Consider the following 14,085-nt stretch of genomic DNA (forward strand, 5'->3'; position numbering starts at 1 on the left):
TGCTGCGCCCGGATCGGGCGAACTGCTTGAAATGCGAAAAACGAAACTTCAACAACTGGACTCCACTGTACGCGGTCCGGCCCGGATCCGCTGTGACGGGCGACACCTGACCGCACAGCGGCGCACCGGGACGACCGAACCGGCCGATGGGGGCCTGGGTGCTGCGACCGGAGAACTCACCAGGGCCCGGCCGGGCACATCACTGTCGTGGCCGGCGTCCCGGTCGGTCGTGTCCCGGTCCGCCAGGATCCCCACGCGCACGGCACAGCTGGGCCCCTACCTGCCGTTGGCACGCAGCACGAGTTCGAGCTCGAAACGGGTCCGGGGGTCGTTGAGGTCCTCGCCGAAGATCTCGCGCAGCTGGTTGATCCGGTAGCCGACGGTCTGTTCGTGGATGCCCAGCTCGGCGGCCATTTCTGCGCGGTGGCCGTGGTGTTTGAGCCAGGACAGCAAGGTGGCGTGCAGCCGCTCCTGCTGGCCGGGGCGCAGCGTGTCGAGGGGTGCCAGTCGCTGGGCGGCGAGATCCTCCAGCAAGGACCGTTCGGTCTGCAGGACCAGCGTGAGGATGTGGTCGGTGACCCACAACGGCTCCTGGGCTTCCGGCTGCTCACGCGGCAGCAGGTCCCGGGCCGTCACCGCCAGCCGCAGCGAGTCCGGTGCCGCCCGCCAGGGCCGGGCCGGGCCCACCACGGCCCCTCGTCCGGCGAGGACCCGCTCCAGTTGCCTGCGCCCGCTCGCAGAAGAAGGCTCCGGGACCACCGCCACCAGATCACCGGGACGGGAGGTGAGCAGGACGCTCTCCCCCAGCCGGGACCTCAGCCCGGTGTGCTGATCGGCCGCCAGCGTCACCATGACCACCCGCTCGGGCAATGGCCACCCGGCCGCGGCGGCGGCGGTGCGCACGGACTCCTCGTCGCCATGGCCCCGGATGATCATGTCCGCGACCGTCTCCCGCAGCCGGTCCCGCTCCCCGGCGCGCTCCGACTGCTCGGCGGCGTAGCCCTGGGCACTGACCGCGGAGAGCTCCTCGATGTAGGCGAACACCGACTCGGTGAGGGCGATCAGCACCGAAGCCTCGAAGCCGGCGTCCACGGCCACCCGCGACAACGACCGCAGGGTGGTGCGGGCCCCCGAACGATAGGCGGCGAACAGGGCATCCATCGGTCTGCCCTGGTGCACCTCAGCCCGGCCGAGCCCCTCGTAGATGCGTCGGTCCTCCTCCTGCAACGCCGGCCGGCCGGTGCCGGCAAGGCTCAGGAAGCGGTTGAGGGCGGCCTCGACCCCCAGCCGGATCTCCTCCCGCAGAGGACCCTCCAGGGGAGCGGCATAGACGGGGACATCATGGCTGGCCGCATCCATCAGCTCCTGGGCGACAGCCGCAAGGTGCGGCGTCACCAGAGGGGTCAACGACGGCGGCAGCGCCGTCCAGGGCAGGTCGTGGTTCAGCTCCGGCATGGCCCTCATTTTTCACCACGTCGCCACCGTTCTGTGACCGGCGTCCGTGTCGTCCTGCCGGTGGCACGCCCGCCCCGTCGGCGGGCTCACCCGCCGTCCTCTCGATCACGTCGCCCTCGCACCTGACTCACCGTCCGATGATCCTGATCAGCCAGCCCAGCAGGGGAACGACACTGACCGCATCCAGCACACGGTCCAGAAGATGTCCCATCCTCCACCACCAGCTGGGATCTTGCGGCGACTCCTGCTTGGTCCTGATCATGGGGTACCACCTCTCCGCGCTACGACGGACTCGACCGACTCGTTCTCCCCCCACCCTGCCCGGAACGGGCCGGCAACGGTACCGGACCCGCTCCGCGGCCGACCTCCTGGCAGTTGTCCCGGAGGCCTCCTGGGCGGTGGTGAGGGCCGTGCTGCGCAGGGGCTACGACCTGCCCGACGCCGCCTCGGTCGAGGCGCAGTCCGACGAGCTCCTCGACAGCACGGACGGCGGGGAGGAGGTCCCCGTCACCGCCCTCGGCACCCTCAGCGCCGGATCCCGCACGGATCGTGCTGGTCCTGCACACCGTGCACCGGCTCCTCCGGGAGGGTGTCCCCGGGGATGCTGCTGGTCGTGGCCACCGAAAGGGGGACAAGATGAAAAGTGTCCTTTCTGCCGACGAGCGGTATAGTTGACGTATCACGAAGGGTGATCAGCCGGGGGGCTGCCCCGCTCGACGTGGATTGGATCGACGCGACCGGCCGGGGGGCTGGACGTCGGAGATCGACCGGATGACCGCCGCCCTGGTGGGCAGCAGACCTGTGATCAGATGATCGGTCGTCGGGGGGCGACTCTGCTCCCCGCCAGGGACGGCGGCCCATCACCTCAGCGATCCGCTCGACGCGGACCCCATCCCCGAGGGACCGGCCCACCAGGTGCGGTGCGGTGAGCCTCGCCCCGGGGCCGGGCCACCCACCCGGGACGCACCGACGACCGCGGAAACTGCTCACCACGTCCGGACAACGGGTTCCGACCTCGGCGTGGTGAGGGGTACTGGCATCAGGGCGGCTCCCGCCGGCCGGCGCCGGGGCCGCGGTCACTCAGGGGCCGCTTGACGAGCACTCGGGCTGGCGCCACACAGGAGGTGCTCGCCGTCACAGGCGGGCGGCGACGCGCGCCAGGAAATAGCATTTGCAAGAGACCTCGCTGGTCCTCACAACCGCCGGGCAACCGGGCGAGGGCACCACCCCGCATTCCACCGTGCCGGTTCAGGTCGGCGGGTTGTCCGGCGTCGAGAGCCTCGCAGCCCATCAATCCTCCGTGTACGCGCTCACGTCGGACGGCACGGTCTGGACCTGGGGCTCCAACCACACCGGGCAGCCGGACGACGACACCACGATGGAGGCGTCCGCGCCGGTCCGGGTCACCGGCCTTCCCGACGTCGAGAGCATCGACTCGAACAATCACTCCGCGTACGCGCTCACCACGGCTCGCACGATCTGGGCCTGAGGCTGGAACCAGGTCGGGCAACTGGGCAACGGCACCCGGACCGACTCGTCCGTGCCGGTCCCGGCCAGCCGGCTCAACGGCTGACCCGCCGCCCGCGACGACCCCTTCCACCAGGCGATCGCCCGGGGTCACCTGTTCAACCGCGGAGCGAACCGCCGGACGACGAGCTCGGGAGCATTTCCTCCTCTCCGGAACCGATCTACCATCGGTGCCGTGGACACCGCCCCGGAGCCGAAGGAGAGCCTCTGATGCCCGACGACGACGCCCTGCTGGCCTTCTTGCGTGAGCACCTGGAGCGGGACTGCGGCGGTGACATCCACGTCCTGCGCCGCAGCGTCAGCGAGGCGATCGAGCACCTGGAGGAAGGCACCGACACTCTCTATGCCATGGTCGTGACCTGGGGCGAGGACGCCGGCCCCGGGTACGAGGGACCCACCCGGTGGAGGGTCGTCGAAAGCGAGACCGGAGACGGACCGGTCTTCGCCACGGGCGCCGTCACCGGCTTCACCGGCGCGGACGATGGGCAGAACAAGATCGCCCGGACCGTCCAGGAGCACGACTTCGAGCTGGTCGGGTCGTTCATGTACGGCATCGTGCCCGGCAGCAGCGTGGCCATGGTCCGCCGGATCCCGCGCAGGCGCTGACCTCATCGGCCGGCGAGCTCAGAGGCCGGGGGGGCGTCGCGTGTCCGCGCGCAGGCCTCCCCTGACGAAACGGACGACCGCCGCCCTGGAGTTCCCGCTGATCCGTCCCGATCAGCTCTCGGTCGAGGGGCAGCCCCTGTCCTTGAGGGCAGGTCCGGCGGATGTCAGGCCGGGCTCAGCTGCACGAGACGTCCACGATGTCGTGGCGGATGGTGCCGTCCACCGCGGTGAGCGCCTCGGTCACCACGCAGGTGGTGCCGTTCTCGTAGGAGTACGTCGTGGTGGCGCAGATGTGGCCGACCTGGTCTTCCCAGAACCACGGGTCGACGTACTCCGCGTAGACGATGAGGGAGTGATGGGTGCCGGCCTCCGGAATCAGCAGAGATGAAGATCGTGCCTCCGCGTTCCGGTCGTCGGCAACGGCCGCGACGGAACCGTTGGGTGCGTGTCGTCGCAAAGGATCTCATCGACTGGCGGGCCGGTTTCCGTCGTGGAAGGTCGCATCCGCCAGCCGGCCGGTCTCAGTGCTGGCGATCCGGTCGCTCGGCGTCGGCGGCAGCTCTCGCGGAGCGGTGATCACGACCTTGGACGTCACCGTCGCCGGGGAGACCACCCGCCGAGGCCTGCCGGCCGCCCCGAACGCAGCCCGCCGAGGTCATTACCCCTCCCCCGCACACCGCGGAGCGGGCCTTCGACGCTCCCGGTCGTCATCTGCCCGCACGCAGGTCCCGTGCCCAGGCCTCGGCGTAGCGTTGTGACCAGCAGAAACGCACGGACGGGGATCGACATGCGACTGACCCAGGCGGAGATCGACGAGCTGCTCGCCACGCGTACCGCGCACCGGAACACGTTCCAGGACGACGCGGTCACTTTCCTGCGCACCAGCGCGGAGACCGGCGGGAAGTACACCCTCGTCCACCTCGTGGCCGAGCCGGGCGCCGGCGTGCCCCGCCACTACCATCTCCACTCCTCCGAGCACTTCGAGATCCTCGAGGGCGCCCTGACCGTCGAGGTCGCCAAGCAGCCTCAGGTCGTGCTGCCCGGCGAGAAGGCCACAGCGCCGGTGAACACCGTGCACCGGTGGGTGAACCAGGGCTCGTCCAGGGTGCGAGCCCTGGTCGAGATCACTCCGGCCAGCGAAGGGTTCGAGAAAGGCCTGCCGATCCTCTACGGGCTGGCCAGCGACGGGCTGTCCGGGTCCAACGGGGTGCCGCGCAACCCGTTCGTGACGGCGTGGATCATGGAGCTCACCGACATGCGCCTGCCCGGAGTCTCCCGGGTGGCCGGGCCGGTGATCCACGCACTGGCACAGCGGGCCCGGGCCCGGGGCATGGACCGGCGGCTCGAGGAGCGGTACTGCCGCTGAGATTTCGCCCGACGCCCCGTTCCGCGCCACGGGTGGCAGGTCTTCGCTGGTGGCGGCGCACACATCGTGGGTGAACCAGCACCGACTTCGCAGGAGCCCCCGACGTCGCCGACATCCACCTCGGCGAGGACGCCCTGGGTGGCGCCTACGAGGACGAGAACTTCGACGGCGACATCTCCGACGAGGACCTCGCGAAGATCAACGCCTCCGGCATGGCCTGACCTGCTCTCCATCCCGCACAACGCCCCGGCCTCCACCGCGGAGACCGGGGCGTTGCCCGTGCCGGCGGAGGCCCGGTGAGGTGCGCTGGTGGTCAGCGAGGCCGGCTCACGGAGAGGGGGTCTGCTGGTCGGCGGCCGCCTGGTCGAGCAGGTCGCACAGGTCGAAGACGTACTCCGTGGAGTTCTCGGTGATCTCCGCCGACACCACCGTCGGCTCCTGTCCCGGCTCGGCTGCGGGCTCCAGGGTGATCGTCCCGGCCAGCTCCCCGGACAGGAAGAGGAAGGCTTCCGGCAGCCCGGCCTCGGCGAACGCCTGCGCCTCGAGCTCGCTGTAGGCGAACACGACCCCGGATCCCGAGCCGCTGATCTCGATCGAGGTCCCGTCGGCGGCGTAGGTCTCGAAGCTCCGGCCGTCCACGCCGACCTCGTCGAGCATGGCGCCGTCGGAGGCACGGGTGATGTCGAGCGTGAGGTCGCCGCGGTGCTCCAACACCGTGTCCCCCTCGGTGGTGACCAGGGAGCGGTACTCGCGCTCGTCGAGGTCGCCCGTTGAGATGGTGACCTCGGAGTCACAGGCGGCGATGGTGAAGGGCTGGTTCGCCTCGTCAGGGTAGGGCACGAACTTGCCGTGGGTGCTGGGCGGCGGCCACTGCATCTCGGCCGGCGGCTCGGCCGGCGAGGCGGGCTCGGGGGCGGTCGCCCCGGCCGGTGCGGCGGCGAGGAGCAGGACGGCAGCGGCCGCGGCGGTGATGCGCTGGGTGGTGTTCATGATCGGTCCTCGTGGCTGGGTGCCGAGGACGGGCCGGACGCTGTCCACGGCAGGTGCAGTGGATGGGATCTGGAGCTGCAGGCGGCGTCGAGCGGCGCCCACGGGCCCAGTCTCGTCATCTCAGCGGAGCTCGGGTGATGGAGCCGGAGGGTTGGCGCCGAGATCGTTATGGGTGCACCGGATGAGCCGTCACAAATGCTCGCGAGTCGGTGCGAGAGCGAACGCCATGGGCTGCAGGACGGTGCCCGGGGCGCTTGCGGCGTATGTGGCTGGTTGCACTGACCGGACACGTTGATCGATCGTGAGAAGGGCGGCTGGCTGCCGCATGCGGTGTGGGATCGGTGATGGTTGTGATGGTGCAGCCAGCCATATGGCTCCCCACGACGCTCAGCCTCGGAGGTATCGCAGCGGGCGAGGGCCCAGCCGTCGGCCAGGATGCGGTGGAAGCGCTCGGTCTTGCCGTTCGTCTGTGGACGATACGGGCGGGTGCGCTTGTGCTCGATTGCAAGTTCGGCGCATGTGTCCCGCCACAAGAGTGAGCGGCAGGCACCCCCGTTGTCAGACAGAACCCGCTCGACGGTGATGCCCCGCTGGTTGAACCACTCGACAGCACGAACGAGCACCGCTGTGGCTGTTTGCGCGGTTTCGTCATCGTGGATCTCGGCGTGGGCGACGCGGGAATGATCGCCGATAACGGTGTGGACGTAGGCGTAGCCCGGAAGTGGGTCGCTGTGTTCATGGCGCGGCTTGCAGGGTGTCTTGGTGCAGTTCTTCTCGCCTGGTCGGCGGCCGACGTAGCGCCAGCCTCCACCGTCGGGGATGTTGCCGAGCTTCTTCACATCTACGTGAACCATGGAGCCGGGATGGTCGTGCTCGTACCGACGGATGGGTTCACCGGCAGCACGGTCGACATGCGACAGGCGGTCTTCGCGCTGGTTGTGTTCGGCCAGTGGTGTGGCCGCGAGGATCGGTCTTGCATCGACTGGCCTACCCGGTATCGCTCGACCCATCTCTTGACCGTGGGCCACGAGACCGGGAAGCGGGCGGCAACTTCGCTGATCGGCCAACCGTCATCGACGACGAGGCGGGCGACCTTCAGCCGGTGGCGTGGTGTGGGAGCAGCGTTTGGATGTCATGAATCCCCTCGGAGACGGAGAGGGGCCAGCCGGACTCGGCTGGCCCCTTCAGGTTGTACGTGCAGTTCAGTCGGTTCGAGAAGCCTCCGACTGAATGGCCTCGGCGAGGTCGCGGGGACGGCTCCACATGGGCCAATGCCCCGTCGGGAGGTCGATGACGTCGAGGTGCTCGATGTTCGCGACTTCGGCGAACATGGCATGACCTCCTCGGGCCAGCTCCAGAACCTGCGCGCTCGGGATCGAGCAGCACACCAGGGTGGTGGGGACCTTGCGGCGGGCATCGTTCGTGAGCTCGACGGGCTGACGAAGCACGGCGCCGGGCTCAGGGACGGCCCGGGTGCGAAAACGCTCGAGGACCTCGGCGCTCAGGCCTTCGAGGCTCGCCTGCGGTGCGAGGACGTCGAAGGACGGCAGCGGGAGCTCCTCCACCCCCTCCGGGAGGTCAGGGGCGAAGGCGCTTCCCGTCGCCATGGGGCCGGAGTCGACCCACACCACCCGATGGACAAGGCCAGGGTGCCGGTCGAGGACGAGGCTGACGGGGGCGTTGGCCCCGCTATGAGCAACGAGTGTCACGGGCTCGTCGTCGGAGGCTCCGAGTCGAGTGATGACGTCCAGGACCGCTGCGACTTGATCGTCGAGAGTCTTCTCGGCACGCTCAGGATCGTCCCCGTCGAGACCGGGCAGCGTCATCGCGACTGCACGAGAGTGGTCGGCTTTGAGGTGTTCCAGGACTTCATCCCACGCCCAAGCGCCCAGCCAGTGGCCGGGGACGAGGATGATGGTCGGACTGCTCGTCGTAGTTGTCATGACTCCACCTTCCGAGGTGCTACGGGCAGGTGCATGTCACTATTTGTGTCATGAATTCGCGGTGGGCTGAACAGTGAAGCGAGCAGAACGACTCCATGCCCTGACCGAGATGCTGCGCCGTAACGGATCACGGGGTTGCTCCGCCGAACGGCTGGCGAAGGAGTTCGGCGTATCCGTGCGCACCGTCAAGAGAGACCTCGCTGCGCTCGAGAACAGCGGCGCGCCCGTATGGTCGCGTCCAGGTCCGGGCGGTGGCTACGGATTGGCCGTCGGCGCGTCCCTGCCACCTGTCAGCCTGTCCCCAGCACAGGCCGTGGCGCTCATGGCGGCCGTGTCCGCTGCACCCGATGCCCCCTGCTCCGATCTGGCAGCAGCCGGGATCCAGAAGATCCTGGACGTCCTCGATCCCAGAACCCGGGCAAGAGCCGACGAGCTGGCCGGCCGCGTCTGGGTCAACGCGATGCCCCCCTCTTCGCGCACCATCAGATCGGCACTGGAGGAGGCGATGGCCGAACAGCAAGTGATCCGCATTCGCTACACATCGGGAGACGGGACCACGACCGCCCGCGACGTCGAACCCGTGCTGTTCGCCTCCACGAACGGCCAGTGGTACCTGGTGGGGTGGTGCCGACTGCGCAACGCCATGCGATGGTTCACCGTGTCGCGCATCGAGCGGGCCAGCGTCACCCAGACGGCTTGCGGCGGCCATACCATCCACGAGGTCGGAGAACCCCCAGCGAACGCCAGACCGGTGCATGGTCGGGCAGAGTGAGTCACTCCATCAACCTCTCCGGTCAGTACAGCCAGTTCCCCCGGGGCGGCCGGTGGGGCTGTCGCCACTCATGGAGCGTCAGCGACACGGCCACGCTTGCCGCGGCCGCGGTGAACCAGGCGAATGACACCTCGAAGCGCCCTTCCGGCGGCCGGCCGACCACTTGGGCAAGCTCCATGATCCCGGCGCCGGCGAGCATCGCGGTCAGGTACCCACGCGGTTGCCTGTCCGGGTCCATCGGGTCCTCCGTACTCGTCGTGGCGGTCTACGCATCGCCGCTTGCTCGTGCACAGATCTCCGCCTGCCCGGCCGCCGACAGGTTGCATAGGCTGAGGCTGCCGGTGAACCGCTGAGGGCGGCCCGACTGCGCGAGACCCGTCGGTGGGAGGCATGGTCTCGCCGCACGCAGCGCCCCTGCAGTGGCGCCCGTTGCCTGTGGCGGACCAGACTTCCAGCGGGGCCGCCACGGAGCCGTTGAGATCGGCTGCTGCGATCCCTGCGACAGGCTCAATCCTCTATGGGGCCACCGACGAGGCCCCACCACGTCATGACGGCAGCCAGTACGGTCGCGGCGGCGGTCAGAGGCGCGATCCGGGCATCCCAGTGACACCAGGCCGCGCGGGCCGGCCGTTCCGCGGCCTGGCCGCATATCATCACCGTGCCCAGCACGCCCAGCACTCGCGCCACCCAGCGGCGGGGACGCACCAGCAGCAGGGCAGTGCACACTCCCTGGAGTATGAGCATGAAGTTGGGGGCGGACAGGGCGGTGCCTCTGAACCACTGATCGCTTTCCATGTTCTCGGCCGCACCCCGCCGGAATCCGACGTCGTAGGCGATCCGGTCGCGGAGGGCTCTGCGCCGCCCCGTCACGCCCAGACACAGTTGTGCTGCTGACACCGCAGCAAGCCGCTTCATGGCCCCCTCCTGCGCTCGTGGTTGTCTCCGTTTCCATCCGTGCCACCAGAGTGCGCGCCGGGTTGTGCCCCGGCAAGTCTCTGACACGGAATGACGCGACGTACCTTGGCCCGCACACGACTCTGCGGCCTCCGCCCAACGGAGAGTCCTGGACCCAGCCCGCGCCGGCGGTCGGTCCCCGACCATCAGAAGTCTGCCGGCGCTCAGAAACAGCGCTGCTGAGAAGGCGAGCTTCCCGGCAGCGGCCCGGCGGTCCCGACCCTTCAACGTCGTGCCCCTTACTTCGGCCAGACCTCGGTCCAGGAAGGCCAGTCCGGCAAACAGGAAGGCGAGGGCCATTGATGGAGTTCCCGCGACGTCGGCATCAGAAGATGATCGCAATCACCACCGGTACGGCCAGGATCGCGACCCAGAACCCGCGCTTGCGCAGGGTGTAGTGGTGTGAGGCTGGTACCACCCCGGTGTGGGTCACCCGGTAGGTGGTGGACCCGAGCTGCTCCTGCACCGCCCGCACCGTGCCGTAGGCGTGGGAGATACCGTCCTTGAGCAGGATCACCCGCTCGCACAGCCTCTCCACCTCCTCCCTCTGGTGGGTCACCATCATCACCGTGGCCCCGGCTCGCCGCTGCTCGGCGATGATGTCCATCAGCAGCCGCCGGTTGACCGGATCGAACCCCTTCGTCGGCTCGTCCAGGATCAGCAGCTCCGGGGTGTTCATGATCGTCACCCCCAGCTGCACCTTCTGCTGCTGACCCCCCGAGAGCTTGTCCAGCCGGGTGGTCGCCTTCTCGGCCAGCGGCTCTGATGAGAGGTGCTGCCCTGGTCTACGCGGGACTTCTGATCCTGGGCGCGCCGGGCGTCATCACGATGAGCGTCCACGGCCCAGCAGGATCTTTCATCGGCGCGGGCGTTGTCCTGCTCGTAGGCGCCGTCGTTTTCTTCTGGGCACTGGGACAGAGGCGGAGCTCTTCCGGGACTCGGGTAGTGGGACAGATGCCGTTGGATCGTTCGGGGCGAACCGTGCCGGGTCCTTTCGTCTGTTCGCTCTCACTCTCACCGGGGCCGGTGCCGGTATCGCCTTGGCCATGTTCGCGCTCATGGAGGTCTCCCGCATCCAGCACCCGACGGGATCTCCTTTTCTGCCGGCGGCGATCTTCCTGCTCGGATGCGGCTTGGCCATCCTCGGCTCGGTCTTCGTCGTTGGCGACGCCATGTACTTCCGCCGCACCGGACGCCGCTTCCTGGGAACCTCAAGTGCATTCCGCCTCTTGTGCCCGATCACATCAGGCGGGTTGAGTGTGGGCATGGGGAAAGTGATCTACTCCGTAGCCTCCTCGCTGGACGGCTACAACACCGACACCCAGGGAAACTTCTCCTGGGCCGTACCCGACGAAGCCGTCGTCGCCGCCCTCACCGCAGACCTGGCATCGGTGAGCACCTACCTCTACGGGCGCCGCATGTACGAGACCATGGCCATCTGGGAGACCGATCCGGCCGCCGCGACCTGGTCGCCAGAGTCAGCGCACTTCGCGGACACCTGGAAGCGCGCCAAGAAGGTCGTCTTCTCCTCCTCCCTCGCACAGACCTGGACCGAGCGCACCCGGCTCGAGCGCGCCTTCACCGCCGAGGCGGTCGCGCGGGCGAAGTCCGAGGCCCCCGGTGACGTCACGGTCGAGGGTCCGACCCTGGCCAGGAGCGCCCTGCTGCTGGGGGTCGTCGACGTGGTCGAGCTCCTGCTGTGCCCGGTCATCGTCGGAGGCGGCACCGCCGTCTTCCCGGACGGGCTGTCACTGGATCTGCGACTCGTCCGGGAGCGCCGCTTCGACAACGGCATGGTCCAGATCACCTACGACGTCGTCCGTCCCTAGCTCATGGGGCAAGAGGCGAAGTGGCCGCACCAACTGCTGGTGCAATGCCGCACCGCAGACGCCAGGACCAGGAGAACATCGGAAGCCGTCACCAGAGCATCCCCACGCGATAGCCCGCCGGATCCCCGCATCGCCGAGAATCCGTCCTGTACATGACTCCCCTGTCAGGACCACACCACTTCGGGGCTGCACCGAGCCGGGCAACCGGTCCTGCCCTCAGCGCACGGGGCAGGACCCGTGGAGAGGGCCACACATGCCATGGGTTCCGCCTGAGGCACGAACCCCGGGACGGTCACCGGCTGATGGATCCGCCGGGCGCCTTGACCGGTTCTTGTTCCGCACGAGCACAGGATCGAGGAGCCACCCATGCGCCGTCTCATCGTCAACAACATCGTTTCCCAGGATGGGTTCCACGCCGATGAGAACGGCAACCCGGTGGTGCCCGCCATGGACGAGTTCTTCGACGCCTACAACCTCGAGCGCATCCGCTCGGCCGGGACCGTGCTGCTGGGCCGAACCTCCTTCGACGGTTTCAGCAGCTACTGGCCCTTCGTCGCCGACGCCCCGCAGGACCCGGCTCACCGGGCCTTGAGCCAGGACAACCGGGTAGTCGGCCGCATCGACAATCGCATCCCCGAGGTCGTCGTCTCCGACACCCTGAAGGTGGCCACGGCCCCTCTGGGCTTCCACCACCACCGTCATCGGCCGCGGTGACGTGGGCCAGTGGTTGACCCAGGAGCAACGCAACGGCACCGCAGACATCCTCGCCTTCGCCAGTCGCATCGTGTGGAACGGCCTGCTGACCCGTGGACTGATCGATGAGCTCCACCTGACCGTCACAGTCCTGTTGCCCTCGCCGCCGGCCTGCCCTTGTTCCTGTATCCCGTTGCGTTGTCCCTGTTGGAAGCCCGACCGTTCCCCGGCTCAGGCAACGTCCTGCTGCGCTACCGCCCCGCAAGCACGTGCATGCCCCACCAGGACGCTGGGCGGCCACAGCGTCTCGCCGGAGGGGGCGAAGCACTCCCCGAGAAGGACGCTCCGGCTCCGGCCGGTCACGCGGTGGGACGTGAGCGGTCGATGGCTGATGCGGTGGGTCTCACTGGCAGGAGGCGCAGATTCCGTGCAGTTCGATCGAGTGGGAGGGGGAGGTGAAACCGTGCTGGCGAGCGGCTTGTGCTGCCCAGCGCTCCACCAGTGATTCGCTGACCTCCACGGCGTGGCCGCAGGTGCGGCACACCAAGTGGTGGTGGTGTTCGGTCTGCCGGCACTGGCGGTAGCGGGCCTCCCCGCCCGGGGTGCTCAGCACGTCGACCTCCCCGGCCGCGGCCATGGCGCTGAGGGTGCGGTAGACGGTGGCCTGGGACACCGCTTGTTCCTCCTGCTGCAGCATGGCGTGGATCTGCTGGGCGGAGCGGAACTCCGGGGTGCGCTCGAGCAATCCGATGAGCGCGGTGCGTTGCCGTGTGGCTCGGGACATGGCCGGACCTTTCGTGGTGTCCCCGGGGGGCGTAGGGGCGGATCAGTTCATCAGTGCGGCGGCCGAGACCACTGCAACCCGTGCATGTTGGCTACGTCACCCCGATGAGAACGACAGGAAGACCATGATGGCGGGCCCATCTGCGTCCACCGCCGCATCGATGACCCCGATGGTGGACCAGCAGCCGATCAGACGGCCCGCACCAAGATTTTTTGTGGGGGCTGGACCCACATCCCGCCCGGATGCATGGACAACGACCAGCTCACCCGGACCAAGTAGTCCCACGATGATGAGGCCGTCGGGCCTCCGGGGTGGTGAAGTCCGCTACTCGTGAGACCCGGTGCGAGGTCAGGTGTTGCGGTCGAGGCTGCTCCGTCACCCATTCTCATCTAGTTGAGAATGAAGGTCAAACGCCCCCCGCGACCCGCGTTGCGCGGGACGAACGCCGCCGATGTCCGCTCGAGCCGCTAAGACCCGATCGAGGCAATCCATCGCTCCACCACTGGATACCCGGGCCCGTTCGCCTCCTCGCCGTCTGTGCTGGCCGGGCGGACCTCACCGTTCGGCACCGTGGTGCATCAGGTCTGCGCCCCGCTGCATCCCGAACGCTTCCGGCAGGCTCTGGCGAGCATGGCCGAGGGCTGTTGCGGGCTGCGAGGACAGGTCTGGTTGGCGGTAGCCCCCGAACACCGCGTCACCGTCCAGGGCATCGGTCCGCGGGTGTGGTTGGAGAACGCCGGTCCGTGGCCGGTGGCCCAGGAAGCCGACCTGCCTCTCACCACCCCTGAACAGGACGTGCCCAGCACCGTTGCAGAGCACCCGGGAGAGCGCCGGACCTGGCTTGCGGCCACCGGTGAGGGCATGGATGCGGCTGAGTTCGCCCGGCTCCTGTCCTGGTGTGAGCTCACCGAGGCGGAAATGATGTCCGGGACCACCGGGCTCGCCGATCCTTTCGACCTGAACACCACCCAATGAACCATTCAGCAGAAGGAGAAGGACATGAAAGTACGCAACTCGCTGCGTGCCCTGAAGAAGGTCCCTGGCGCGCAGGTCGTGCGCCGACGGGGTCGCTCCTTTGTGATCAACAAGAATCCCCGAATGAAGGCACGTCAAGGCTGACCCCGGGGCGGGTCAGCACGGCAACAGCAGTGATCGGGCCGGTCTTG

Annotated in this window: 16 protein-coding genes and 3 pseudogenes; 9 read left to right on the forward strand and 10 right to left on the reverse strand. The window is 68.5% G+C overall.

The genetic code is table 11. From position 1 onward, the window contains the following. Positions 1–276 precede the first annotated feature (276 nt). Together RE027_RS13495 and RE027_RS13500 are read right to left on the reverse strand one after the other, a co-directional pair. Positions 277–1,455 carry a PucR-like N-terminal domain-containing protein gene (locus tag RE027_RS13495; protein ID WP_368808796.1) on the reverse strand — a complete coding sequence of 393 codons (1,179 nt, stop codon included), beginning with the start codon at positions 1,453–1,455 and terminating at the stop codon, positions 277–279. 127 nt (positions 1,456–1,582) lie between these two features. Then, positions 1,583–1,717, reverse strand: a complete 135-nt coding sequence (locus RE027_RS13500) for a hypothetical protein (protein WP_368808797.1) — start codon at positions 1,715–1,717, stop codon at positions 1,583–1,585. A 978-nt stretch (positions 1,718–2,695) separates the two neighbouring features. Here RE027_RS13500 and RE027_RS13505 point away from each other — a divergent pair. From RE027_RS13505 to RE027_RS13515, 3 genes and pseudogenes are all read left to right on the forward strand, one after another. Beyond that, complete coding sequence (locus RE027_RS13505; RefSeq protein WP_368808798.1) at positions 2,696–2,944, forward strand: RCC1 domain-containing protein; 249 nt, start codon at positions 2,696–2,698, stop codon at positions 2,942–2,944. 12 nt (positions 2,945–2,956) lie between these two features. Beyond that, positions 2,957–3,028 (forward strand): annotated as a pseudogene (locus RE027_RS13510) (hypothetical protein); the annotation flags it as partial. 164 nt (positions 3,029–3,192) lie between these two features. Further along, the gene (locus RE027_RS13515) at positions 3,193–3,588 is read left to right on the forward strand and encodes a hypothetical protein (protein ID WP_368808799.1); all 396 of its coding nucleotides are present in this window, start codon (positions 3,193–3,195) and stop codon (positions 3,586–3,588) included. A gap of 175 nt (positions 3,589–3,763) precedes the next feature. Here the strand turns inward: RE027_RS13515 and RE027_RS13520 are convergent, their stop codons facing one another. Beyond that, complete coding sequence (locus RE027_RS13520; RefSeq protein WP_368808800.1) at positions 3,764–4,045, reverse strand: hypothetical protein; 282 nt, start codon at positions 4,043–4,045, stop codon at positions 3,764–3,766. A 330-nt stretch (positions 4,046–4,375) separates the two neighbouring features. Here RE027_RS13520 and RE027_RS13525 point away from each other — a divergent pair, with 330 nt between their 5' ends. Next, positions 4,376–4,954: a cupin domain-containing protein gene (locus tag RE027_RS13525; RefSeq protein ID WP_368808801.1), complete on the forward strand. Its 579-nt coding sequence runs from the start codon at positions 4,376–4,378 to the stop codon at positions 4,952–4,954. A gap of 327 nt (positions 4,955–5,281) precedes the next feature. Here RE027_RS13525 and RE027_RS13530 read toward each other — a convergent pair whose 3' ends face one another. The 3 genes and pseudogenes from RE027_RS13530 to RE027_RS13540 form a co-directional block, all read right to left on the reverse strand. Then, entirely contained in the window at positions 5,282–5,944 is a 663-nt protein-coding gene (locus RE027_RS13530) for a hypothetical protein (protein WP_368808802.1), read from the reverse strand. 278 nt (positions 5,945–6,222) lie between these two features. Next, positions 6,223–7,043, reverse strand: a pseudogene (locus RE027_RS13535) (DDE-type integrase/transposase/recombinase); the annotation flags it as partial. 103 nt (positions 7,044–7,146) lie between these two features. Continuing rightward, positions 7,147–7,887, reverse strand: coding sequence for an alpha/beta fold hydrolase (locus tag RE027_RS13540; protein ID WP_368808803.1), 741 nt, complete (start codon positions 7,885–7,887; stop codon positions 7,147–7,149). Positions 7,888–7,960: 73 nt separating this feature from the next. Between RE027_RS13540 and RE027_RS13545 the strand changes: the two genes are divergently transcribed. Then, complete coding sequence (locus tag RE027_RS13545; RefSeq protein ID WP_368808804.1) at positions 7,961–8,659, forward strand: helix-turn-helix transcriptional regulator; 699 nt, start codon at positions 7,961–7,963, stop codon at positions 8,657–8,659. A 22-nt stretch (positions 8,660–8,681) separates the two neighbouring features. Here RE027_RS13545 and RE027_RS13550 read toward each other — a convergent pair whose 3' ends face one another. From RE027_RS13550 to RE027_RS13560, 3 genes and pseudogenes are all read right to left on the reverse strand, one after another. Then, on the reverse strand, positions 8,682–8,897 hold the full coding sequence (locus RE027_RS13550) for a hypothetical protein (protein ID WP_368808805.1): 216 nt from the start codon (positions 8,895–8,897) through the stop codon (positions 8,682–8,684). Between the two features lie 269 nt (positions 8,898–9,166). Further along, positions 9,167–9,574, reverse strand: a complete 408-nt coding sequence (locus RE027_RS13555) for a hypothetical protein (RefSeq protein WP_368808806.1) — start codon at positions 9,572–9,574, stop codon at positions 9,167–9,169. A 430-nt stretch (positions 9,575–10,004) separates the two neighbouring features. Beyond that, positions 10,005–10,370: pseudogene (locus RE027_RS13560) on the reverse strand (ATP-binding cassette domain-containing protein); the annotation flags it as partial. 508 nt (positions 10,371–10,878) lie between these two features. Here RE027_RS13560 and RE027_RS13565 point away from each other — a divergent pair. Both RE027_RS13565 and RE027_RS13570 read left to right on the forward strand, forming a co-directional pair. Further along, entirely contained in the window at positions 10,879–11,442 is a 564-nt protein-coding gene (locus RE027_RS13565; protein WP_368808807.1) for a dihydrofolate reductase family protein, read from the forward strand. A 366-nt stretch (positions 11,443–11,808) separates the two neighbouring features. Beyond that, positions 11,809–12,156, forward strand: coding sequence for a dihydrofolate reductase family protein (locus tag RE027_RS13570; RefSeq protein WP_368808808.1), 348 nt, complete (start codon positions 11,809–11,811; stop codon positions 12,154–12,156). A 382-nt stretch (positions 12,157–12,538) separates the two neighbouring features. Here RE027_RS13570 and RE027_RS13575 read toward each other — a convergent pair whose 3' ends face one another. Beyond that, positions 12,539–12,919: a Fur family transcriptional regulator gene (locus RE027_RS13575; RefSeq protein WP_368808809.1), complete on the reverse strand. Its 381-nt coding sequence runs from the start codon at positions 12,917–12,919 to the stop codon at positions 12,539–12,541. A 570-nt stretch (positions 12,920–13,489) separates the two neighbouring features. Here RE027_RS13575 and RE027_RS13580 point away from each other — a divergent pair. Further along, positions 13,490–13,894, forward strand: coding sequence for a CobW C-terminal domain-containing protein (locus RE027_RS13580; protein WP_368808810.1), 405 nt, complete (start codon positions 13,490–13,492; stop codon positions 13,892–13,894). 24 nt (positions 13,895–13,918) lie between these two features. Beyond that, a complete protein-coding gene (locus tag RE027_RS13585) occupies positions 13,919–14,038 on the forward strand; it encodes a ribosomal protein bL36 (protein ID WP_368808811.1) in 120 nt (39 codons plus the stop codon). The last annotated feature ends 47 nt before the right edge of the window (positions 14,039–14,085 follow it).

It is taken from the genome of Kocuria sabuli (assembly GCF_040981185.1).
Lineage (GTDB): Bacteria > Actinomycetota > Actinomycetes > Actinomycetales > Micrococcaceae > Kocuria > Kocuria sabuli.

What these genes read in the sequence shown, in the direction of transcription:
- RE027_RS13555 (WP_368808806.1), bottom strand. Translation starts at nt 9,574, where the DNA reads ATGAAGCGGCTTGCTGCGGTGTCAGCAGCACAACTGTGTCTGGGCGTG.
- RE027_RS13500 (WP_368808797.1), bottom strand. Translation starts at nt 1,717, where the DNA reads ATGATCAGGACCAAGCAGGAGTCGCCGCAAGATCCCAGCTGGTGGTGG.
- RE027_RS13570 (WP_368808808.1), top strand. Translation starts at nt 11,809, where the DNA reads ATGCGCCGTCTCATCGTCAACAACATCGTTTCCCAGGATGGGTTCCAC.
- RE027_RS13550 (WP_368808805.1), bottom strand. Translation starts at nt 8,897, where the DNA reads ATGGACCCGGACAGGCAACCGCGTGGGTACCTGACCGCGATGCTCGCC.
- RE027_RS13565 (WP_368808807.1), top strand. Translation starts at nt 10,879, where the DNA reads ATGGGGAAAGTGATCTACTCCGTAGCCTCCTCGCTGGACGGCTACAAC.
- RE027_RS13540 (WP_368808803.1), bottom strand. Translation starts at nt 7,887, where the DNA reads ATGACAACTACGACGAGCAGTCCGACCATCATCCTCGTCCCCGGCCAC.
- RE027_RS13495 (WP_368808796.1), bottom strand. Translation starts at nt 1,455, where the DNA reads ATGCCGGAGCTGAACCACGACCTGCCCTGGACGGCGCTGCCGCCGTCG.
- RE027_RS13525 (WP_368808801.1), top strand. Translation starts at nt 4,376, where the DNA reads ATGCGACTGACCCAGGCGGAGATCGACGAGCTGCTCGCCACGCGTACC.
- RE027_RS13530 (WP_368808802.1), bottom strand. Translation starts at nt 5,944, where the DNA reads ATGAACACCACCCAGCGCATCACCGCCGCGGCCGCTGCCGTCCTGCTC.
- RE027_RS13575 (WP_368808809.1), bottom strand. Translation starts at nt 12,919, where the DNA reads ATGTCCCGAGCCACACGGCAACGCACCGCGCTCATCGGATTGCTCGAG.
- RE027_RS13585 (WP_368808811.1), top strand. Translation starts at nt 13,919, where the DNA reads ATGAAAGTACGCAACTCGCTGCGTGCCCTGAAGAAGGTCCCTGGCGCG.
- RE027_RS13515 (WP_368808799.1), top strand. Translation starts at nt 3,193, where the DNA reads ATGCCCGACGACGACGCCCTGCTGGCCTTCTTGCGTGAGCACCTGGAG.